This is a genomic window from Acidovorax sp. NPDC077693, from assembly GCF_044542805.1.
Classification (GTDB): domain Bacteria; phylum Pseudomonadota; class Gammaproteobacteria; order Burkholderiales; family Burkholderiaceae_C; genus Acidovorax.
The window spans coordinates 188,818-207,849 of record NZ_JBITVD010000001.1 but is presented as its reverse complement, the minus strand read 5'-3'; the positions used below and the strand labels follow the sequence as shown (position 1 = coordinate 207,849).

Below are 19,032 nucleotides of genomic sequence, written 5' to 3'. Positions count from 1 at the left end.
GCAAGCCGCCGTTTGCGTTCGTCCTCCCCCAGCATCAGCGGGCTCGGGCCGGAACGTGTTGTCAAGATCTTTCTATGTGGGCAGATGCTTCAAGTTGGATGCGTGTGTACACGCTTGCCGCTGAAAAAAGGGCGCCCGAAGGCGCCCTGAAACTTGGAGGCAACCGTTGCAAGGAACCTTCAGAACCGATGGCGAACCCCCACCGCAAAGCTGGTTCCCCGAGCGCTCACCAGCGCAGGCGACGCGGGCAGCGTACGGGTCAGGGTGCTGTCGCGCATGACCATCGCGTACAGGTCCGTCCGCTTGGACAAAAAGTAGTCGTACCCCAGGGTGAACACCTTGCGCTCGACATTGCCGCCTGCCACTGTGGCGGGCACCGGGCCTACGGTGTCACTGGTGCGGCGCGCGGCGTAGCCTGCCAGCACGCGGCCTGCGCCCACGGGCACGGCCGCGCTCAGATCCCATACGCGGTACGACACGTTGAGCGGCGCAACAGCAGTGCCCAGATTGTCGATACGGCCCAGGTGGGCAAACAGCTTGATCACCTCGAAGTCGTAAGACGCCGCCAACTGCCAGGCGCGGGTGTCGTTGGGTGATGTGCCGTCGGCAAAGGTACCGGGGTTCTTCTTCACGCTCTGCCATACCAGCGATGCGGCCCAGGGGCCGTGGGCGTAGGCCCATCGCGCTGCACTGTTGCCACCGCCCTGGCCCTCCGAGATGGAATGAGCCACCGAGGCATTGAACCCCGCGAAGCCGGGACTGTCGTACACCACCGAGTTGGCCCACGCCGTGCCTCCTGTGAGCGGGCTGCCGATGAAGGTGACCAGGTTCAGCGGCCCGAGCACGGTCGAGTCACCGAACGCATTGGACGTGATGGAGTTCAAGAACAGCAACGACGTGACGTTGCCCAGCCGAACGCGGCCCCAGTCGCGGTGCGAGACGCCCACCCAGGCAGCGCGCGAGAACACGGGGTCGGCCGCCACATTCACAGGGGCGGGCAGTGCGTCGCTGCGGCCGGTCGCGCCCGAGTCGTTGCGTACAAAGGACGACAGCTCGAACTGGGCCGACAGCCCATCGCCGAGGTCTTCCGCGCCGCGCACGCCCCAATGGCTGGTGGACATGCCACCCCCGTCCAGTTTGGTCACGGCGCGGTCCTGCGCGTTCACGCCCCCGGCAGGGCTGGCAAAGCGGCCTACAGCGGCGTCGACCAGGCCGTACAGCTGCAGGCCGGGCCCAGCTGCTGGCTGAGCGTGGATAGCGAACGACGCAGTTGACAGGACTGCCGCGGCGCCCACGGTCCGTGTCCAGGGCCGACGGGCCTGCGTGAGAGAGGGGCATGGTGTCTTTCGATGAATGAGGAGCAGGTGAGGGGCGAACGAGCCCACGGCGCAGCCAATGCTGGACCGAAGGGTCAGTTCAAACGGGGCAGAACATCAGCGCACCGTGCGCTGGGATGGAGACCGCGAGGGTGTACCGGTCTACCGGGCCGATGCTGTGGGTGGGGCGGCGGCGCAGGGCCCCAGCCACCTCGGGTGGTGGTGGGCTGGGGCCAGAAAAATGGGCGTGACTGTGCTTTGCATGCGGCGCTCGCGCGGCAGTGCTGGTGTGAAGTCCGTTGGGCTCAGCGTTGGTGCATCAGTGCACCGCGCCTGCGCATGCGCCTCGCATGCCCTGTGCGATGAAGCGCACCAGCAGCGGACCGGCTACGGCGTCGTCGCCGGCCAGGTTCTGTCCGTGCGACAGGCGCTCGATGCGCTGGTCGTTCACGTGGTGCAGCAGTGCGCCCAGTGCAAACTGATAGCACCAGGCTGCCTGACTGCGCGTGGCCTGGGGCAGAGCGCCCGCCATGGCGTCGATGAAGGCGTGCGCTAGCGGGTCGAACAGCTCGCGGATGATGGGCTCGTCTTCTTCCAGGTGGTCGCTCATGCCGCGTGACAGCAACCGCAGAAAGTGGTGGCCCGCGGGCTGGCTGGCCACCTCCAGCACGGGCAGCACAAAGGCTTTCACGATCTCTTCCAGCAGCTGGCCGGGCGGCGCCTTCTGCTGCGCCTGGGCCAGCGACTGCAGCCGCACGTCGATGTAGCCCGCATGCGCTCGGAAGATGGCGTGGTACAGCGACAGCTTGGGTCCGTAGTAGTAGCCCACCAGCGCCAGCGGCACACCCGCCTCGTCGGCAATGTCGCGTATCGAAACGCCATGAAAGCCGCGCGAGGCAAACAGCCGCTCGGCCGCCTGCAGGATGTTGGCTTGGCGGTTGGGTGCCAGGTCTTCTTCGCTGGCGGCGCTGCGGGCAGCCGCACGCTTGTGCGCCGGGGTCGGTGCTTTTGCAGCTCGCGTTGCGGGTGTGGCGGCTGCCGTCTTGGCGGTGGGTCGGAATTTGGACATGGACTGGTTTATACGACTGTATAAATTTATTGAACACTCGTACAAACCCCAGTCATCTTGAATTTGTACGTTCGTATAATTTTTTCATGCACCCGCTGCAAACCGCGTCACACGAGGCTTGCGGGGCTGTACTGCAGATCCCATCCAGTCAACAGGAGACAGACACGATGATTACCCGCCGCTGCTTCACCCAGCTCTCTGCCGCCTTGCTGCCTACCCTTGGCAGCGCTCCCGCCGCCTGGGCGCAGGCCGCCAAGGAGGCGATTCCTGACATGGCGCGCATCATCTCGGGCTTTCCTGCCGGAGGCACAGCCGATGCACTGGCGCGCCGTGTGGGCGACCGCATGCGCGGCCACTACGCCGGGGCCGTGGTGGTGGACAACAAACCGGGCGCGGGCGGGCAGATCGGCATCCTCAACCTGCGTGACAGCCCGGCCGATGGCACCAGCCTGCTCATCACCCCGTCGTCCATGTTGTCCATCTATCCCTACACTTACCCCAAGCTGCGCTACACGCTGGACGACGTGGCACCCGTCGCGTTGGGAGCGATGTTCGACCATGGGTTGGCTGTCGGCCCTGGTGTGCCCGAAAGCGTCCGCACGTTGCCCGACTTTCTGGCATGGCTGCAGGCCAACCCCAACAGCGCCAACTACGGCAGCCCGGGTGCGGGGTCCATGCCGCACATGGTGGGCGTGCTGCTGGGGCAGTTCACCAAGATCGACATGCGCCACATTGCTTACCGTGGCACGGTGCCGGGCATGCAGGACCTGCTGGGCGGCCAGATCCCCGCGTTCTGGGGGCCGATTGGCGACTACCTGCAGCACAGCAAAGGCGGCAAGTTGCGCGTGCTGGCCATTGCTGGAGCCAAGCGCTCGCCCTTCCTGCCGCAGGTGCCCACCCTGACGGAGTTGGGGCACCCCCTCAAGGTCAGTGAGTGGTACGGCTTCTTCCTGCCCGGCAAGGCATCGCCAGACACCATCAAGCGCGCGTCGCAGGCGCTGCAGGCAGCGCTGGTCCACCCCGACGTGGTGGACTACGGCAAGCAGTATGGCCTGGAGGTCAAGTCCTCCAGCCCTGCGCAACTGGCGCAGATGCTCAAGGCCGATGCCGACCAGTGGCGCGGGCTCATCAAGCAGACCGGTTTCACGGCCGAATCCTGATCGTTTTGTTTGTGCCCATTCATCCGAGACTGCCCATGACTGCCACGCCTTCCCGCCGCATCGTCGATATCTCGATGCACCTTGAAAACGATGTCGTCTCCGACCCGCCAGGCCTGGGTCCGCGCATCAACTACATCGACCACCAGATGAGCTTTGCGGATCTGGCGCAGTTCTTCCCTGGGTTGAAGAAAGAAGATCTTCCCGATGGTGAGTCGTGGGCGGTCGAGGATGTGCATCTCAACACCCACAACGGCACGCACCTGGACGCGCCGTACCACTTCGCCTCCACCATGGACGGCGGGCAGCGGGCGCTGTCCATCGACGAAGTGGACTTGAACTGGTGCTTTCAGCCTGGCGTGAAGCTGGACTTTCGCCACCTGCCAGACGGCTATGTGGTGCAGGCTGGCGACGTGGAGGCCGAACTGGCGCGCATCGGCCACACGCTGCAGCCGCTGGAGATCGTGGTGGTCAACACGCGCGCTGGCAGCGCCTACGGGACGCCTGGCTATACCCGTGCGGGCTGCGGCATGGGCTACGAGGCCACCATGTACCTGCTGGAGCGTGGTGTGCGGCTGACCGGCACCGACGCCTGGAGCTGGGACGCCCCTTTTGCCTTCACCGCACAGCGTTACGCCGAAAGCGGCGACGCATCCCTGATCTGGGAAGGCCACAAGGCCGGGCGCGACATTGGCTACTGCCACCTGGAAAAGCTGCACAACCTGGAGGCGCTTCCCGCCAACGGTTTTTACATCTCGTGCTTTCCAGTCAAAGTGCGCGGTGCGTCGGCGGGCTGGACGCGGGCTGTGGCGATTTTTGATCCGGTGCTGCCATTGCAGGGAGTCTCTTCATGAAACTCGCAACCCTGCGCAATGGCCAGCGCGATGGCCGCCTCGTAGTGGTCTGCGATGACGCCCGCCGCTGCATCGACGCATGCCCCGTGGCACCGACGCTGCTTGATGCATTGGAGCGCTGGAGCACGGTGGAGCCTGGATTGCAAGAGTTGTCCCGGACAGTCAACGCCCCTGCGGCCCTTGGGACCATGCCCTTCGATACGCACCAGTGCATGGCTCCGCTGCCACGCACCTGGCAATGGCTCGATGGCTCCGCCTTTCTGAACCATGGCCGCCTCATGGAGCGCGCGTTCAAGGTGCCGCCGGTGGCCGACTTCGAGACCGTACCGCTGATGTACCAGGGCGCCGCCGACGATTTTCTGGGCCCGCACGACAGCGTGCTTCTACCGTGCGAAGCCGACCAGATCGACTTTGAGGGTGAGTTCGGCGTCGTGCTGAGCGAAACCCCCATGGGTGTCACCACTGAGGCCGCGCTGGAGTATGTGCGCTTCATCGTGCTCATCAACGACTGGAGCCTGCGCGCCTTCGGGCCGCGTGAGGCAAAAAGCGGTTTCGGCTTTTTGCAGGCCAAACCCTCCACGGCATTCGCCCCCATTGCAGTGACACCCGACGAGTTGGGCCCCGCATGGCAAGGCGGCCGCGTACACCTGCGGCTGCAGAGCCAGCGCAACGGCGAATGGTTTGGCCACCCACACGGCCGTGAAATGCATTTTCACTTCGGCCAGTTGATTGCTCATGCGGCGCGCACGCGCAAGTTGTCGGCCGGCACCATCATCGGCTCGGGCACCGTGTCCAACACGGATGTCAACGCTGGTTCGTCCTGCATTGCCGAACGCCGCATGGTGGAGGTCATTGCCGAAGGTGCACCGCACACGGGCTTCCTGCAGTTTGGGGAGCGGATACGCATTGCGGCGCTTTACGCCGACGGAATGTCAGGGCCATTTGGTGCATTGGATCAACTTGTTGTCGTGGCCTCGAGGGCCTGTGGCGACAAGAATCCCCAATAACCCGGTTCAGTGGAATCCGCCCGTTGCGCGGCACATCGCGACCCCAGCAACAAGGGCACGATTGCTGGTCAAAAAGCACTGTTCAGCCCAGAGACACCTGAGCGATTCGCGGGGGATTGCAAATGGAAATCCGGGGTTGAAGTTGGCGCTCTTCAAATTGCCGAATCGACAGCGGGCTTGGCGGATGCGGCTGGGTGTCTTTTCAAGTTCCGCGGCCTTTTCTGCGGCGGTCAGGCCGGATCGCAAGCGCCGGTCATACAACACCATCCAATCGCCGCAGGCGCGCTTCAGGCCGCAGGAATGGCTGCATCTTTCATGCCCTCTTCCAGCATGTCCAGAAAGCAGCGACCCGCGAGCGTCAGGTGGCGGCGCGACGGGTACAGGGCGTAGATGTGCATCGCGGGAGGCACCCAGTCGGGCGCTACCTGAAGCAGTTGCCCGCTCGCGACAAAGCTGGCCGCCATGATCCTCGGAAGCTGCACAACCCCCAGGCCCTGGAGCGCCGCTTCGCGGTTCAACAGCAGGTTGTCGCTCACGAAGCGCACGTCCAGTTCAACGTCCGCACTTTCGTTCTGGGGGCCGACCAGCGTCCAGCGAGCCAGTGACGCAGTGATGCTCCAGCCGACCGCAGCGCAGCGGGACAGTGCCGAGGGCGTCTGCGGGGTGTCGAGGGCTGCAACGAGCGCAGGACTGGCATACAAGGCATAAGGGACCGTTGCCAGCCGTCTGGCGACGAGGCTGGAGTCCGTCAGAGGCTGCTCGGTCGGCTGAATCACGAGGTCCACCGTGTCATCCAGAGGGCGCAAACGCCCGTCGGTGGTTTGAAGCGACAGGGTGACGCGGGGATAGCGAGCACTGAATTGCAATGCGATGCGGCCCACAAGCGATGCCGCAATGGCTGCTGGGCAAGCCACCCGCAGTTGCCCCCAGGGGCTCTCCAGGCTCTCGCGTGCGACGGCGACGGCAGTTTGCGTTTCCGCTCGCACCGTCTGGCCATGTTGAAAAATGCGTTGCCCTACGTCGGTCAGTTCAAACCGCCGTGCATTGCGGTGCAGTAGGGCAACCCCAAGGAAAGATTCAAGAGCCGCCACGCGACGACTCAATCGCGACTTCGGTATGCCCGTGCGCCTGCTGGCGGCAGTGAAGCCTCCTGCATCGGCGACCTCTACAAAACTCAGGAGGTCTTCCACAGCCAGCAACACGTTGTCCATTCGGCCCGTCCGTCATCGTCGTTGTGCAAATGGGGCGTGAGCCCGAGATTCAAGCTCCCCCGCTGTGTACGTCTCAGCTTGCCATAGTTTGCTGTGGCGCACCGCCTCTTCAGCGGGCCTGTTTTCGCAACAGGGCGTTCTACCGCTGGGTCTCGCTACCACAAGATTGGTTATCTAGCATAAGTTTGTCAGCAGCTGATATCCAGACCAACTATTCCAGGAGACATGATGACAACGCGAAGGATCTTTCTGCAGGTTTCCTCCGGGGCGCTTGCCGGTTCATTGATAGGGTGTGGCGGCGGAGGTGACGACAACCCCGTGGTGGACACCACGTCAGGCAAGTTCAGCGGAACAGTGTCGGGCGGCACTGCGATATACAAGGGTATCCCTTACGCGCAGCCGCCGGTTGGAGCGCTGCGATTTCAATCGCCCAGACCCTATGTGCCTGTCACGGCCCAGGTGACCCCGGCTACCGCGTTTGGTCCTGCCAGCTTGCAGACCTTGCCAGCCAATGTGACGTGGATCTACACCCAGCCCACAGCACAAAGCGAAGACTGTCTCACTCTCAATATTTGGGCGCCTCGCGGCATGGGCAAGGCGCCAGTGGTCGTCTGGCTCCATGGCGGCGCGTGGCGCACGGGCGCGACCAGCATGCCCCTGATGGACGGGCAGAGACTGGCCGAACAGGGGTTGGTGGTCGTCACCGTCAACTACCGCTTGGGTGCAATGTCCAGCCTGGCCCACCCAGATTTCACGGATCCTGAAACCGGACTTGCTGCAAACTGGGGCCTGCAGGATCAGGCAGCCGCGTTGCGGTGGGTACACGAGAACATTGCCCGCTTCGGCGGAGACCCAGGCAATGTGAGCCTTGCGGGGCAATCAGCGGGCGCTGTCAACACGGCATTGATCGCGCAGCACCCGGTCTGGAACCAGTGGCTGCACAAAGCTGTTTTGCTAAGTTCTGCCGGCATCGCCGCGCCTGCGGGGTTCACCCTGCAGGACGCGGCCAGCTACACAGAGCTGCTGGCCACGAGCCTCAAGACCACACCCAAGGGGTTGTTGGGCATCCCTGCGGCCACGTTGCATGCGGCCGAGTTGGCACTGAACGCCCAACCACTGCCCTCTACTTTTCGGTCCGGCTTCGGTGTCAAGGCATCGCCCGTGATGGATGGGAAGACGGTGTTCGCCGATTGGACCCGGGTGGCATGGCCCCAGCGCGTGCCGGTGCTGATCACGAACACGCTGACCGAGGGGTCCTTTTTTGTGGACCTGGTCGATCCAGCGACGCAGGCTTCGCTCACCGCTCCACTGCCTTCCTCGATGGAGGAGCTCACAGCACTCGTTGCTCCACTGTCTGGCTCTGCCAGTCGTGCTTCTCAGGTGATCGGCAGCTATCAGTCTGAGGCCCTGGCTGATCGCCGTTCACCAGCGCCGGGCAACCTGTGGGTTGAAATCAATGGTGACCGGAACCTGCGCAACTTCTGCGTTCGTTATGCCGACAGTCTCGTGAAGCAGGGCGCCAACGTGCGATACGGAACCTTCATGCATGAATTGCCGGCCCCGGGGCGGGGTGTTCCCCATTGCGCAGAGCTGCCGTTCTTGTTCGGCACATACGGGCTGGACTACTACCGCCAAAAAGTCGGATCGGGCGCTGCAGAACAGCAGCTCAGCCGGCATCTGATGAGCGCGATGACCACCTTCGCCCAAAGCGGGACGGCAACTTTTGCGGATGGCACCGTCTGGCAAAGCTACGGCAGCGGCAACACAAGCTCTGCGCTGATTGGACCCGGGGCGTCATCATCCATCGCGTTCGGCACGGTGCCGAAGATCGCCCAGATGCGTGTGTGGGATGCGCTTCTGGGCTACCCATCATCAGAAAGGGCGTGAAGCCCTCCGGCGGGCAAAGCGGCGGGAGCCTGGGCGCCCCGCAAGACCGGCAGGTCGATCGCGCGGCACGGTCCGTATGGGACGCGCCCATGCCCGCGATGGCTGCAAGCGCCACGCAGGGCCGCGCCTGCCTGGTCCATGAGGCGCCCCACTGGTGACGGCGGTGGTCGTGGCGGCGGGGCCGCCTGCTATCGTGCGGCGGATTGCATGTCCGCCGCCCCTTTCCGTATCCAGGCCTTGAAGAAATGCGATCGTTGATGTCCTTTCCCCTGCGCGCGCCCATCGCCGTCTTTCTGGCCGGGCTCGCTGCCGCCGTGCACATCGGCAAGATACCACCGGCCATCGCCGTGTTGAGGGATGCGTTGGGGGTCTCGCTGGTCGAGGCGGGCTTCTTGCTGTCGGCTGTACAGCTGGCGGGCATGCTGCTGGGCGTTCTGGTCGGGGCGCTGGCTGATGGCCTTGGCCTGCGGCGCAGCATGCTGTGGGGGCTGGCCGTATTGTGTGTCGCCAGCTTCGCGGGCGCGTGGGCCCGCCATCCGGCTGAGCTGCTCGCATTGCGGGCGCTGGAGGGCTTGGGTTTCCTGTGTGTCGTGCTTCCAGCGCCCAGCTTGATGCGGCAGTTGGTACCCGCTGCCAGGCTGCCCGCCTTCATGGGGCTGTGGGGTGCCTACATGCCTGCCGGCGTTGCCCTGGCGCTTCTGGCGGGGCCGGTGGTCATGGGGCTGTGGAGCTGGCAGGCCTGGTGGGGTCTGCTGGGGGTGCTGGCGGGCTGCGCCGGGCTCTGGCTGGCCCTGGCCGTTGATTCGGATGCACGGCGCGCCACGGTGGCGCAGCCGGGCACCGAACCGCCGTCTCCCGCGGTGGTGCTCCTGGCGCGGCGGCTGCGGCTCACGCTGGCCAGTCCCGGCCCCTGGGTGGTGGCGGTGGCGTTTGGCATGTACTCCTGCCAGTGGCTGGCTGTCATCGGGTTTCTGCCCTCCATCTACATGCAGGCGGGCGTCAGCAGCGTGGTTGCCGGTGCGCTGACCGCACTGGCCTGCGCAGCCAATGTCGTGGGGAACCTGGGGGCCGGCGGCTTGATGCGGGCGGGTTGGCGCACGCACCAACTGTTGGCCATCGGTTTCGGCGGCTCGGCATTGGCGACGGTGGTGGCCTTCAGCCCCTTGGCGGGCGACGGCGCGGTCCTTCGGTTCGCTGCGGTGGTGGCGTTTTCGGCGGTGGGCGGGATGATTCCCGCCACCTTGTTTGCCCTGGCGGTACGGCTGGCACCCAGCGAGCGGACCGTGTCCACCACGATGGGTTGGGTGCAGCAGTGCTCGGCCTGTGGCCAGTTCGTGGGGCCACCGCTCGTGGCCTGGGTGGCGGGCCTGGCGGGCGGCTGGCATTTCACTTGGGTGGTCACCGGGGTGGCTTCGGTGGTAGGCCTGGGGCTTGCTGGGTGGGTGGCCCGCCAGCGCCCGGCTTGAGCACCTGCAGCGCTCCGTGCATCGCTGTTCCAAGGGGCGCCGCCAGCACTTGCTCGTGCCACGGCATGATCATGCTGCGGTCGGCACCGCCCGAGGCTTTCCTCACAGACCCAGGTCAGACAATCCAGGGTGGTCGTCTGGCCGACGACCCAAAGGCCAATGGAACTTGCGCTCCGATTCCTGGATAGGCATGTCGTTGATGCACGCGAAACGTCGATGCATGAGGCCGTTGGCCTCGAATTCCCAGTTCTCGTTCCCATACGAACGGAACCAGTTCCCAGCGGCGTCATGCCACTCGTACGCATACCGAACTGCGATGCGGTTTTCTCCATACAGCCACAGCTCTTTGATGAGCCTGTAGTCAAGCTCCTTTTTCCACTTTCTCTCAAGGAAGGCCTGGGCCTCGGCTCGGCTGTGGGCGAACTCCGCCCGATTGCGCCATTTCGTGTCGGGGGTGTAAGCCATAGCGACCTTGGCCGCATCGCGTGTGTTCCACCCATCTTCGGCCAAGCGGACTTTTTCGACAGCGGTTGCGAGCGAGAACGGGGGAAGGGGAGGGCGAGTTTCCATGGTTTGACCTCTTGAAGTGATGTGGAACGATCTGTCTACATACACAATGTAGTGCATGTAGAACGATCTGTCTATAATGTCGTCATGACAACTTCCGAAAAATCGCTGGAGCCATTGCCCCCGCGGGAGCGCATCCTGATCGCTGCCCATGCTCTCTTCTACGGTGAGGGCATCAGGGCGACAGGTGTGGACAAGATCATCGAGCGGTCTTCGGTCAGCAAAGTCACCTTTTACCGGCAGTACGCAAGCAAGGACGACCTGATCCGCGCCTACCTCGACTATCGCCATGAAAAGTGGATCTCCTGGTTCCGAGCCAGCTTGGCGCAAGCCACCGCCACTGGTGTGCCAGCGGCGAAGGCGCTTGCAGCGACCCTCAAAACTTGGTTCAGCCAGCCGGACTTTCGGGGTTGTGCATTTCTCAATGCAGCGGCCGAACTGGGCTCGTCCGATCCCGCCATCCTTGAAACTGTCCGTCGCCACAAGCAAGAGATGGCGTCCGTGCTCGATGACCTGTTTGCGCGCGATGCTGTGGCTGCGGGACGGCCTCTGTCGCTAGTGATCGACGGCGCTATCGTCCATGTCCAGATGGGTCATCCGATGGATGAAGTGATGGATAGCTTTCAAGCCGTGGTCTCAAGGACCTTGCGCAGGTAGGGTGACAAAGCGCTCGGCGCCTCCGGCTTGGCTTCGGCAAGGCTCCGTGTACGACGACAACCGCCGCAAAGCCGTCGACAGCGCCTCCCCTACAACCCCTTCTGCAACCCCGCAATCTCCCGCTGCAGCGTCTGCACCACCAACCCCTCCCGGGGCTGCATCCGGGCCGTCATCGCACTCACGCTGATCGCGCCGATCACGACACCGCCCCGGTCGCGGATCGGCACCCCAATGCTCGTCACGCCCGCCACCGCGTAGTTGGTGATGCTGGCGTAGCCCTGCGCGCGCGCGGTCTGTATCAGCCCTAGCAGGGTCGCCCGCGTCAGGCCGCCGTAGGCATGCAGGTGCGGCTCTATGCGGTCCAGCACGTCGGGCAACTCGTCCGGCGGCATGAAGCTCAGCAGCGCCAGCCCGCCGCCGCCGATGCCCAGCGGGCGGCGCTTGCCGACTTCCACGGTCAGCACCTGGATGGGAAAGCTGCCCGACTGCCGGTCCAGGCAAAACGAATCGGCCCCGCTGCGCACCACCAGAAACACCGTGTCCCCCGTCTCGGCGCTGATGCGCGCGAGGTACGGCGCGCACTGGTCGCGCAGGTGGAAGTGGGTGGAGGCGACCAGCCCCAACTCATACGCGAAGTGGCCCAGTCGGTAGCGGCGCTGGGCGTCCTGCATCACCAGGCCGCCTTCGACCAATTGCTTGAGCAGGCGGTGCACGGTGGGTTGCGCCAGGCCGCTGGCGGCCACCAGGGTGGACAGGCGCGCGCCGGACTTGTGTTCGGCAGAAATCAGGCGCAGCAGCTCGATGGCGCGGTCCAGGCTTTGTACGGTGGTCATGGGAGCATCAAATTCGCGGTTAATCCGTATGGCGGACTTTTGTCCTTTGCTGGAAAGGCATTGGTCGCAATAATTTCCATTGATTTTGCTACCGATTGTGCTGGTGGCAAGCTTAAATAAGTCCGTATCCCGGAATATCTGCATGTACCCCATCGACTTCTTCCACCGGGCCGCCCGGATGTATCCCCAGCGCACGGCGCTGACCGGCGGCGGCCAGGCCCTGACTTACACCGAGCTGGCGGCACGTGTGAATGCGGCAGCGTGCGCACTGCAGCAGCTGGATGCAACGCCCGGCTCGCGCGTGGGCATCTGCGCCGGCAACACGGTGGAGCACATCGTGGCGTTGCTGGCCGTGCTGGCGGCGGGCAAGGTGTGGGTGCCGCTCAACTGGCGCAACCCTGCGGCGGAGCTCAACCGCATCATTGCCTTTACCGACCCGAGCATCGTGCTGGCAGAACCCGCCCACCTGGGCACGCTGGACCTGGCGGGCGTGAAGGCCGTGCTCGCGCTGGGGCAAGGCGGAGAAGGCGGTGAAGTCGGCGAGCGCGGCGACATCTATGCGACGCTGGACGTGGCCGCTGCCGCGCACACCGGTCAGCAGCCGCAGCCCCATGGCCGCTCGCGCGACGAAGCGCAGGCCATCAAGTTCACCGGCGGCTCCACGGGCGTGCCCAAGGGCGTGATGCAGCCGTACCGCGCGTGGGTGACCACGCTGGTGAACCAGATCCACGCGTTCGGCTTCGATGCGGAAGACCGCTACCTGATCTCGGCCCCGGTCACGCACGGTACCTCTACCTACCTGCTGCCCATCCTGGCGCAGGGCGGCTGCCTGGTGCTGCCCGGCAGCAACAAGCCGGCCGAGCTGCTGCGCAGCTTTCGCGAGGATGGCATCACCACCACCTTCATGCCGCCCACGTTGCTGTACATGCTGGTGGCAGAAGCGCATGGCGAGCGCCTGCAGCTGCCGCGCCTCAAGCACCTGATCTACGGCGGCGCGCCCATGCCGCCTGAAAAGATCCGTGTGGTGCGCGACTGTTTCGGCCCTGTGCTGGAGACCACCTACGGCCAGACCGAGGCGCCCCAGGTGGTCAGCGTGATGCGGGCGGAAGACTTCGCGGACGAGGCCAACTGGCGCTCCGTGGGCCGCCATGGCCTGCTGACCGACATGGCCATCATGAGCCCCGAGGGCGCGCTGCTGCCCACGGGCGAGGCGGGCGAGATCGTGGTGCGCGGCGACCTCATCATGAACGGCTACTGGAAGGCGCCCGACAAGACGGCCGAGACCATCATCGACGGCTGGCTGCACACGGGCGACCGGGGCTATGTGGACGAGCGCGGCTACCTGTTCCTCAAGGACCGGCTGCGCGAGGTGGTCATCACCGGCGGATTCAACGTCTACCCCATCGATGTGGAGAGCGTGCTGGACCAGCACCCGGCGGTGCACGAGTCCGCCGTGTTCGGCATCGAGGACGACAAGTGGGGCGAGGCCGTGCATGCGGCGGTGCAGCTCAAGCCCGGCGCACAGGTCAGCGCGCAGGAGATCATCACGTTTGCCAAGGAGCACCTGGGGTCCGTCAAGACACCGAAGGCCGTGCACTTCTACGCCGACCTGCCGCGCAGCGTGGCGGGCAAGGTGCACAAGGTGACGCTCAAGGCCGACATCACGCGCCTGGTGCGCCAGGCCAGCCAGGAAAGGTCTGCATGAGCCAAAGCAGCAACAAACCCACCGACCGCCCGTACACCGAGCTGTGCACGCATTCGCAGACGTCGATCCACTACCGGGGCGACAACCTGGCCGACGATGTGCTGGGGCAGCGCGGCTTTACCGATGTGCTGTTCTCGCAGATCCTGAACCGGCGGGCTGACGCCGACGACCTGCGTGTGCTCGACGCAGCGCTCATCGCCATCATGGAGCACGGCCTCACGCCCAGCGCCATCGCCACCCGCATGGTCTACATGAGCTCGCCCGAGAACATCCAGAGCGGCGTGGCCGCAGGCCTCTTGGCCGTGGGCAGCCAGTTCGTGGGCACGGTGGAAAATTCGGCCATCTTGCTGCGCCAGATACTCGATGCGCCCGAAGGTGTGGAGGCCGCGGCGCGCGCCGCGGTGCAGCGCTATCGCACGGAGCGCAAGCCCATCCCCGGCTTCGGCCAGCACATGCACAAGCCCGACGACCCACGTGCCGCCAAGCTGCTGGCCATCGGCCGCGAGCACCCGCGCTTCGAGGGGCACTACCTGCGCGCCATCGAGGTGCTCTCGCGCGAGGTGGATGCCGCCTTTGGCAAGCACATCACCATCAACGCCACGGGCGCGGTAGGCACACTGCTGGGCGAGCTGGGCGTGCCCCCGGCGCTGATGCGCGGCTTTGCCGTCATCTCGCGTGCGGCGGGGTTGGTGGCGCACATCGCTGAAGAGCAGCGCGTGCCGTCCGCCCGCTTCGTGTGGGACCTGGTGGACCACGAGGTGACGTATCGCGGCACGGGCGAAGGCCACAACAAGGACCGGAGCGGCGAATGAGCGGCGGCACCCTGGCCCACGACGTACTGGTCTGCGACTCGGTCACCCGCATGGGGCCCGGCGTGCGCGGCCAGGTGGCGGTGGCCGCATCGCACGGCGGCGTGTTTGCGGTGCACCTGGCCCTGACCGAGGGGGTGGCAGGCCTTGTGGTGTGCGACGCCGGCGTGGGCCTGGAGCGCGCAGGCATCGCGGGGCTGCACTACGCGGACAGCCTGGGCGTGCCCTGCGCGGCCATCCACCACCGGTCCGCACGCATCGGCGACGGGGCCGACTGCGCCGCGCGCGGGTTGATCTCGTTCGCCAATACACGGGCGGTGGCGCTGGGCGTGCGCGTGGGCATGCCCGCCATGGAAGCCGCGCGCTGCATGGCGGCGGCACAGCTCGGCGCCGTCGACCCCGGTCCATCGCCCGGTGAGTCGCGCAGGGTACTGCCGGGCACGCACGGGCACCGCACCGTGGTGCTCATCGACTCGGCCTCGCTCGTGGCCGAAGAAGACGCGGAGTCGGTGGTGATCACCGCGTCGCACGGCGGCCTGCTGGGCGGGCGGTTCGAGACCGCGATCAAGCTGCCGGTGTTCGCTGCGCTGTACAACGACGCGGGCATTGGCTGCGACGGGGCCGGCGTCTCGCGCCTGCCGGCGCTCGATGCTCGGGGCATCCCGGCCGCCACGGTGGCTGGCAGCAGTGCCCGCATCGGCGACGCGCGGTCCGCATGGGAGACGGGGGTGATCAGCCGCGTGAACCAGGCGGCCTACGCCCTGGGGGCGCGCGAAGGGCAAGGCGCACGCGACTGGGCCGAGCTCATGGCGGCCGTGCACTGAGCCTGAAGACCTGGCACCCACCCACAAAGAGAGAGACATTCATCCATGGCGACCACAGCACATGCAAGCAGCCCGGGAACATCGGCCGCGTACTTTCCGCCGCTCGATGCGCTGCCGGGCCGGGGCCGTGTGGCGGGCAAGGTGGCGCTGGTGTTCGGTGGCGGCTCGTCCGGCCCCGGCTGGGGCAACGGCAAGGCCGCGGCCATGGTCTATGCCCGTGAGGGCGCGCGCGTGGCGGTGGTGGACATCCGCCGCGAGGCGGCCGAGGAAACCCGTGCGCAGCTGTACGCCGAAGGCTTCGACACCGAGGCCTATGCGGCCGACGTGACCGACTCCGCCGCCGTGGCCGACGTGGTGCGGCGCGTGCATGCGCGCTACGGCGCCATCGACATCCTGCACAACAACGTGGGCATCACGCGCATGGGCAGCGTGGTCGACATGGACGAGGCCACGTGGCAGCAGGTGATCGACACCAACCTCACGGGCGTGTTCCTCACCTGCAAGCACGTGATACCGGTGATGCTGGCGCGGGGGCGCGGCGCCATCGTCAACATCTCGTCGCTGGCCTCGCAGCAGATCAACAGCTACCCCTACATGCCGTACTACGCGGCCAAGGCGGGGCTCAACCACCTGACGCGTGCGCTGGCCGTGCAGTACGCGGCGCAGGGCATCCGCGCCAATGCGGTGCTGCCCGGCGTCATCGACACGCCGCTCATCCACCAGCAGATCGCCGGCCAGTTCGCCAGCACCGAAGACATGCTGCGCACCCGCAATGCCGCCAGCCCCATGGGTCGCATGGGCCAGGCCTGGGACGTGGCCTACACGGCGCTGTTTCTGGCGAGCGACGAGGCGCGCTACGTGACGGGCGTGTGCATTCCGGTGGATGGTGGCAAGGCCTGCACGGGCAAGTAAAGGCCGCCCAGGTTTCAGTTTCAGGTTCCAGGATTCATCGATCCTTTCATTCCAACAATCGCAGGAGACAACACCCATGAACACGCAACGAATGAACCGCCGCACCGCCGCCGGCGTCGCACTTGCACTGCTGGGGGCCGCAGCCGTGCTGCCCGCCGCAGCGCAGGGCGCCTTCCCCGACAAGCCGATCAAGCTGGTGGTGCCGTTTCCGCCGGGTGGCACGTCGGACATCAGCGGCCGGGTGCTGGCCGATGCGCTGTCCAAGGAGCTGGGCCAGCCGGTGATCGTGGAGAACAAGGCCGGTGCGGGCGGCTCGGTGGGTGCGCGCTTCGTGGCCGAGGCCAAGGCCGACGGGTACACGCTGCTGCTGGGCACCACCAGCACCAACGGCACGAATTCGGCGGTGTACAAAAACCTGAGCTTCGATGCGCTCAAGAGCTTCACGCCCATTACGCGCATCCTGTCGGTGCCGGGTGTGCTGGCCATCAACAAGAGCTTTCCGGCCAAGAACTATGCGGAGTTCGCCAAGCTGGTGGGGCAGTCGCCGGGCAAGTTCTCGTATGCATCGTCGGGCAATGGCGGCGCCACCCACATGGCCATGGAATATTACAAGTCGCTCAGCGGCCTGCGCGTGGTGCATGTGCCGTACCGCGGCACGGGCCCGGCGCTCAACGACGTGATCGGCGGCCAGGTCGAGATGATCTACGACACCCTGGCGTCTTCGATGCCGCACATCAAGTCGGGCAACCTGGTGCCCATGGCCCTGGCCACGCCCCAGCGCCTGAAGGAGCTGCCCGACGTGCCCACGTTCGCCGAGCTGGGCCTCAAGAGCGCCAACGAAGGCTTCTGGAACGGCGTGCTGGCCCCCGCCGGATTGCCGGCCGATGTGCTGGAGAAGCTGCATGGCGGCATCGTGCGTGCGCTGCGCACGCAGGCCGTCCAGGACAAGTTCGCCGCGGCCGGTGCGATCACGGTCGAAGACACGCCCGCAGCCTTCACCAAGATCATTGCCGACGACATCGTGAAGTGGAAGAAGGTGGCCGAGACCAGCCACATCACGGCCGACTGAACTGCTCACGCTTTGACGGACCGGCTCGCTGGCGGTGTGGCGCGCCGAGCCCTCGCGCCCCTGCATGGCCGCACTGCCCATTGGCGTCGGGCGGCGCGCCAGGGGCCCGCTATAACCCTTGCATGACTCTTTCCTGGATTGCCTGGGCGTGGATACCGCTGACGCTGTGGGCCGCATTGGCACAGACCGCACGCAACGCGGCCCAGCGCTCGCTCACCGCCGAGCTGGGCACGCTGGCTGCCACGCTGGTGCGCTTTCTGTACGGCCTGCCGCTGGCCACGGCCTGGGTGGCGGGGCTGACCTTCTGGGGCGCGGGCAGCATTCCACAGTTCAACGGGGTGTATGCCGCGTGGCTCGCCATGGGCGCGCTCACCCAGGTGGGGGCCACGGCATTCCTGCTCTTGGCCATGAAGGAGCGCAACTTCGTGCTCGCCGTGGCGTATTCCAAGACCGAGGTACTGCAGGTGGCGCTGTTCTCGGCCGTGCTGCTGCACGAGCTGCCCGGGCCGCTCGCGCTGGGCGCCATGGCTGCGGCCACTGTCGGCGTGGTGCTGCTGTCGCTGCCGCCGGGCGGTTGGCGGGCGCTGCGCGCCGGGTCTTCGGCCACGGCAGGGCAGGGCAGCGGCCGGCTGGTGGTGTACGGGCTGGCGTCGGGCGCGTGCTTTGCGCTGGCGAGTGTCGGTTTCCGCGGGGCATCGCTGGCGCTGGCCGAGGTGAACGCGGGCGTGGCGCCGTGGGTGGCAGGGGCCTGGGGCGTATTCTGGGCGCAGCTGCTGCAGTCGGTGGTGCTGGGCGGCTGGCTGCTGGCGCGGCAGCCCGGGGTGGCCGGCGCCATTGCGCGGGCCTGGCGCATGTCGGTGGTGGCGGGGTCGATGGGTGCGGTGGCGTCCATTGCCTGGTTCACGGCCTATGCCATGCGGCCCGCGTCGGACGTGCGCACGCTGGGGCTGGTGGAGGTGCTGTTCAGCTACCTGGTGTCGCGCCGCGTGTTCCGGGAAAGCCTCACCCGCACCGAAGGTGCCGGGCTGGCGCTGGTGGTGGCCGGGCTGGTGGGCATCTGCGCGCAGTGGTAGGCGGGCTTCACCGTCAGCGTCAAGGCAGGCGCTTCAGGGTGGCCAGGTACGCCACCACGTCTTCCCGGTCGCGCTCGCTGTCCAGGCTGTAGTCCATGCCCTGGCCGGGGATCAGCGCCTCCGGGTCCGTGAGCCAGGCTTTCAGCGTGGCGCGCGTCCACAGGATCCGGCTGTTGCGCAGTGCGGGCGAATAGTCGAAGTCCTTGAGCGCACCGGCGCGTCGCCCCACCACGCCGCGGTGTGCGGGGCCGTCATGGTGGGTGTCGATGCTGTGGCAGCTGGCGCAGTGCGCGGCATACACGGCGCGACCGCGTTCTACCGACTGGGCCAGCGCCGGGCTGCCACCGGCGGCAAACAGGACGGCCAGCAGCCAGGGGGCCCAGAGTGTGTGCGCACTGACAGGCGTGCGGCCTGGAAATGTAGAGGTCATCGGGTGTGGTGGGTGGCTTCCCCTTCAGTACGCGCGGTGTGGCGGTCTGGATTCACCGGCCCCGCAGGACTGGCGGGTTTTATCTCGCGCAGGGTGTCGGCGTGCTGAATCCAAAGCGCTGGCTGTGGCGTATTCACCTACAGAGGATGCCTTTGCATCGAGAAGATCGACCAATCCCAGAGAATG

Annotated in this window: 18 protein-coding genes; 12 read left to right on the top strand and 6 right to left on the bottom strand. The window is 66.1% G+C overall.

Annotated elements, in window-relative coordinates:
• Positions 1 to 179 precede the first annotated feature (179 nt).
• Both ACIGHN_RS01015 and ACIGHN_RS01010 read right to left on the bottom strand, forming a co-directional pair.
• Positions 180 to 1,295 carry a porin gene (locus tag ACIGHN_RS01015; RefSeq protein WP_396502910.1) on the bottom strand — a complete coding sequence of 372 codons (1,116 nt, stop codon included), beginning with the start codon at positions 1,293 to 1,295 and terminating at the stop codon, positions 180 to 182.
• A gap of 340 nt (positions 1,296 to 1,635) precedes the next feature.
• Positions 1,636 to 2,385 carry a TetR/AcrR family transcriptional regulator gene (locus ACIGHN_RS01010; RefSeq protein ID WP_396502909.1) on the bottom strand — a complete coding sequence of 250 codons (750 nt, stop codon included), beginning with the start codon at positions 2,383 to 2,385 and terminating at the stop codon, positions 1,636 to 1,638.
• Positions 2,386 to 2,552: 167 nt separating this feature from the next.
• Between ACIGHN_RS01010 and ACIGHN_RS01005 the strand changes: the two genes are divergently transcribed.
• From ACIGHN_RS01005 to ACIGHN_RS00995, 3 genes are read left to right on the top strand one after another with little or no spacing between them, the layout of a single operon-like run.
• Positions 2,553 to 3,545 carry a Bug family tripartite tricarboxylate transporter substrate binding protein gene (locus ACIGHN_RS01005; protein WP_056420723.1) on the top strand — a complete coding sequence of 331 codons (993 nt, stop codon included), beginning with the start codon at positions 2,553 to 2,555 and terminating at the stop codon, positions 3,543 to 3,545.
• 35 nt (positions 3,546 to 3,580) lie between these two features.
• Entirely contained in the window at positions 3,581 to 4,396 is an 816-nt protein-coding gene (locus ACIGHN_RS01000; RefSeq protein WP_396502908.1) for a cyclase family protein, read from the top strand.
• Complete coding sequence (locus tag ACIGHN_RS00995; protein ID WP_396502907.1) at positions 4,393 to 5,403, top strand: fumarylacetoacetate hydrolase family protein; 1,011 nt, start codon at positions 4,393 to 4,395, stop codon at positions 5,401 to 5,403. The genes ACIGHN_RS01000 and ACIGHN_RS00995 overlap by 4 nt, the downstream gene beginning before the upstream one ends.
• A 287-nt stretch (positions 5,404 to 5,690) precedes the next feature.
• Here the strand turns inward: ACIGHN_RS00995 and ACIGHN_RS00990 are convergent, their stop codons facing one another.
• Positions 5,691 to 6,614 carry a LysR substrate-binding domain-containing protein gene (locus ACIGHN_RS00990; protein WP_396502906.1) on the bottom strand — a complete coding sequence of 308 codons (924 nt, stop codon included), beginning with the start codon at positions 6,612 to 6,614 and terminating at the stop codon, positions 5,691 to 5,693.
• Between the two features lie 228 nt (positions 6,615 to 6,842).
• Here ACIGHN_RS00990 and ACIGHN_RS00985 point away from each other — a divergent pair, with 228 nt between their 5' ends.
• Both ACIGHN_RS00985 and ACIGHN_RS00980 read left to right on the top strand, forming a co-directional pair.
• A complete protein-coding gene (locus tag ACIGHN_RS00985; protein ID WP_396502905.1) occupies positions 6,843 to 8,501 on the top strand; it encodes a carboxylesterase/lipase family protein in 1,659 nt (552 codons plus the stop codon).
• A gap of 257 nt (positions 8,502 to 8,758) precedes the next feature.
• Entirely contained in the window at positions 8,759 to 9,967 is a 1,209-nt protein-coding gene (locus tag ACIGHN_RS00980; protein ID WP_396502904.1) for a CynX/NimT family MFS transporter, read from the top strand.
• Between the two features lie 102 nt (positions 9,968 to 10,069).
• On the opposite strand, the gene ACIGHN_RS00975 is transcribed toward ACIGHN_RS00980, so the two are convergent.
• On the bottom strand, positions 10,070 to 10,537 hold the full coding sequence (locus ACIGHN_RS00975) for a DUF1348 family protein (protein WP_396502903.1): 468 nt from the start codon (positions 10,535 to 10,537) through the stop codon (positions 10,070 to 10,072).
• A gap of 84 nt (positions 10,538 to 10,621) precedes the next feature.
• Between ACIGHN_RS00975 and ACIGHN_RS00970 the strand changes: the two genes are divergently transcribed.
• A complete protein-coding gene (locus ACIGHN_RS00970) occupies positions 10,622 to 11,191 on the top strand; it encodes a TetR/AcrR family transcriptional regulator (protein ID WP_396502902.1) in 570 nt (189 codons plus the stop codon).
• An 89-nt stretch (positions 11,192 to 11,280) separates the two neighbouring features.
• On the opposite strand, the gene ACIGHN_RS00965 is transcribed toward ACIGHN_RS00970, so the two are convergent.
• Positions 11,281 to 12,024, bottom strand: a complete 744-nt coding sequence (locus ACIGHN_RS00965; RefSeq protein ID WP_396502901.1) for an IclR family transcriptional regulator — start codon at positions 12,022 to 12,024, stop codon at positions 11,281 to 11,283.
• A gap of 142 nt (positions 12,025 to 12,166) precedes the next feature.
• Between ACIGHN_RS00965 and ACIGHN_RS00960 the strand changes: the two genes are divergently transcribed.
• The 6 genes from ACIGHN_RS00960 (at position 12,167) to ACIGHN_RS00935 (ending at position 18,416) form a co-directional block, all read left to right on the top strand.
• Positions 12,167 to 13,729 (top strand): class I adenylate-forming enzyme family protein, encoded by a 1,563-nt coding sequence (locus tag ACIGHN_RS00960; RefSeq protein WP_396502900.1) that lies wholly within the window; start codon positions 12,167 to 12,169, stop codon positions 13,727 to 13,729.
• Positions 13,726 to 14,541, top strand: coding sequence for a citryl-CoA lyase (locus ACIGHN_RS00955; RefSeq protein WP_396502899.1), 816 nt, complete (start codon positions 13,726 to 13,728; stop codon positions 14,539 to 14,541). The genes ACIGHN_RS00960 and ACIGHN_RS00955 overlap by 4 nt, the downstream gene beginning before the upstream one ends.
• The gene (locus ACIGHN_RS00950; RefSeq protein ID WP_396502898.1) at positions 14,538 to 15,362 is read left to right on the top strand and encodes a hypothetical protein; all 825 of its coding nucleotides are present in this window, start codon (positions 14,538 to 14,540) and stop codon (positions 15,360 to 15,362) included. The genes ACIGHN_RS00955 and ACIGHN_RS00950 overlap by 4 nt, the downstream gene beginning before the upstream one ends.
• A 45-nt stretch (positions 15,363 to 15,407) precedes the next feature.
• Positions 15,408 to 16,274: an SDR family NAD(P)-dependent oxidoreductase gene (locus ACIGHN_RS00945; RefSeq protein WP_396502897.1), complete on the top strand. Its 867-nt coding sequence runs from the start codon at positions 15,408 to 15,410 to the stop codon at positions 16,272 to 16,274.
• A 76-nt stretch (positions 16,275 to 16,350) separates the two neighbouring features.
• The gene (locus tag ACIGHN_RS00940) at positions 16,351 to 17,343 is read left to right on the top strand and encodes a Bug family tripartite tricarboxylate transporter substrate binding protein (protein WP_396502896.1); all 993 of its coding nucleotides are present in this window, start codon (positions 16,351 to 16,353) and stop codon (positions 17,341 to 17,343) included.
• A gap of 122 nt (positions 17,344 to 17,465) precedes the next feature.
• Positions 17,466 to 18,416: an EamA/RhaT family transporter gene (locus ACIGHN_RS00935; protein WP_396502895.1), complete on the top strand. Its 951-nt coding sequence runs from the start codon at positions 17,466 to 17,468 to the stop codon at positions 18,414 to 18,416.
• 19 nt (positions 18,417 to 18,435) lie between these two features.
• On the opposite strand, the gene ACIGHN_RS00930 is transcribed toward ACIGHN_RS00935, so the two are convergent.
• On the bottom strand, positions 18,436 to 18,846 hold the full coding sequence (locus ACIGHN_RS00930; RefSeq protein WP_396502894.1) for a c-type cytochrome: 411 nt from the start codon (positions 18,844 to 18,846) through the stop codon (positions 18,436 to 18,438).
• Positions 18,847 to 19,032 lie beyond the last annotated feature (186 nt).

Excerpts from the sequence above, each read along its gene's own strand:
- ACIGHN_RS01010 (WP_396502909.1), bottom strand. The coding sequence starts at position 2,385 with ATGTCCAAATTCCGACCCACCGCCAAGACGGCAGCCGCCACACCCGCA.
- ACIGHN_RS01005 (WP_056420723.1), top strand. The coding sequence starts at position 2,553 with ATGATTACCCGCCGCTGCTTCACCCAGCTCTCTGCCGCCTTGCTGCCT.
- ACIGHN_RS01000 (WP_396502908.1), top strand. The coding sequence starts at position 3,581 with ATGACTGCCACGCCTTCCCGCCGCATCGTCGATATCTCGATGCACCTT.
- ACIGHN_RS00995 (WP_396502907.1), top strand. The coding sequence starts at position 4,393 with ATGAAACTCGCAACCCTGCGCAATGGCCAGCGCGATGGCCGCCTCGTA.
- ACIGHN_RS00990 (WP_396502906.1), bottom strand. The coding sequence starts at position 6,614 with ATGGACAACGTGTTGCTGGCTGTGGAAGACCTCCTGAGTTTTGTAGAG.
- ACIGHN_RS00985 (WP_396502905.1), top strand. The coding sequence starts at position 6,843 with ATGACAACGCGAAGGATCTTTCTGCAGGTTTCCTCCGGGGCGCTTGCC.
- ACIGHN_RS00980 (WP_396502904.1), top strand. The coding sequence starts at position 8,759 with ATGTCCTTTCCCCTGCGCGCGCCCATCGCCGTCTTTCTGGCCGGGCTC.
- ACIGHN_RS00975 (WP_396502903.1), bottom strand. The coding sequence starts at position 10,537 with ATGGAAACTCGCCCTCCCCTTCCCCCGTTCTCGCTCGCAACCGCTGTC.
- ACIGHN_RS00970 (WP_396502902.1), top strand. The coding sequence starts at position 10,622 with ATGACAACTTCCGAAAAATCGCTGGAGCCATTGCCCCCGCGGGAGCGC.
- ACIGHN_RS00965 (WP_396502901.1), bottom strand. The coding sequence starts at position 12,024 with ATGACCACCGTACAAAGCCTGGACCGCGCCATCGAGCTGCTGCGCCTG.
- ACIGHN_RS00960 (WP_396502900.1), top strand. The coding sequence starts at position 12,167 with ATGTACCCCATCGACTTCTTCCACCGGGCCGCCCGGATGTATCCCCAG.
- ACIGHN_RS00955 (WP_396502899.1), top strand. The coding sequence starts at position 13,726 with ATGAGCCAAAGCAGCAACAAACCCACCGACCGCCCGTACACCGAGCTG.
- ACIGHN_RS00950 (WP_396502898.1), top strand. The coding sequence starts at position 14,538 with ATGAGCGGCGGCACCCTGGCCCACGACGTACTGGTCTGCGACTCGGTC.
- ACIGHN_RS00945 (WP_396502897.1), top strand. The coding sequence starts at position 15,408 with ATGGCGACCACAGCACATGCAAGCAGCCCGGGAACATCGGCCGCGTAC.
- ACIGHN_RS00940 (WP_396502896.1), top strand. The coding sequence starts at position 16,351 with ATGAACACGCAACGAATGAACCGCCGCACCGCCGCCGGCGTCGCACTT.
- ACIGHN_RS00935 (WP_396502895.1), top strand. The coding sequence starts at position 17,466 with ATGACTCTTTCCTGGATTGCCTGGGCGTGGATACCGCTGACGCTGTGG.
- ACIGHN_RS00930 (WP_396502894.1), bottom strand. The coding sequence starts at position 18,846 with ATGACCTCTACATTTCCAGGCCGCACGCCTGTCAGTGCGCACACACTC.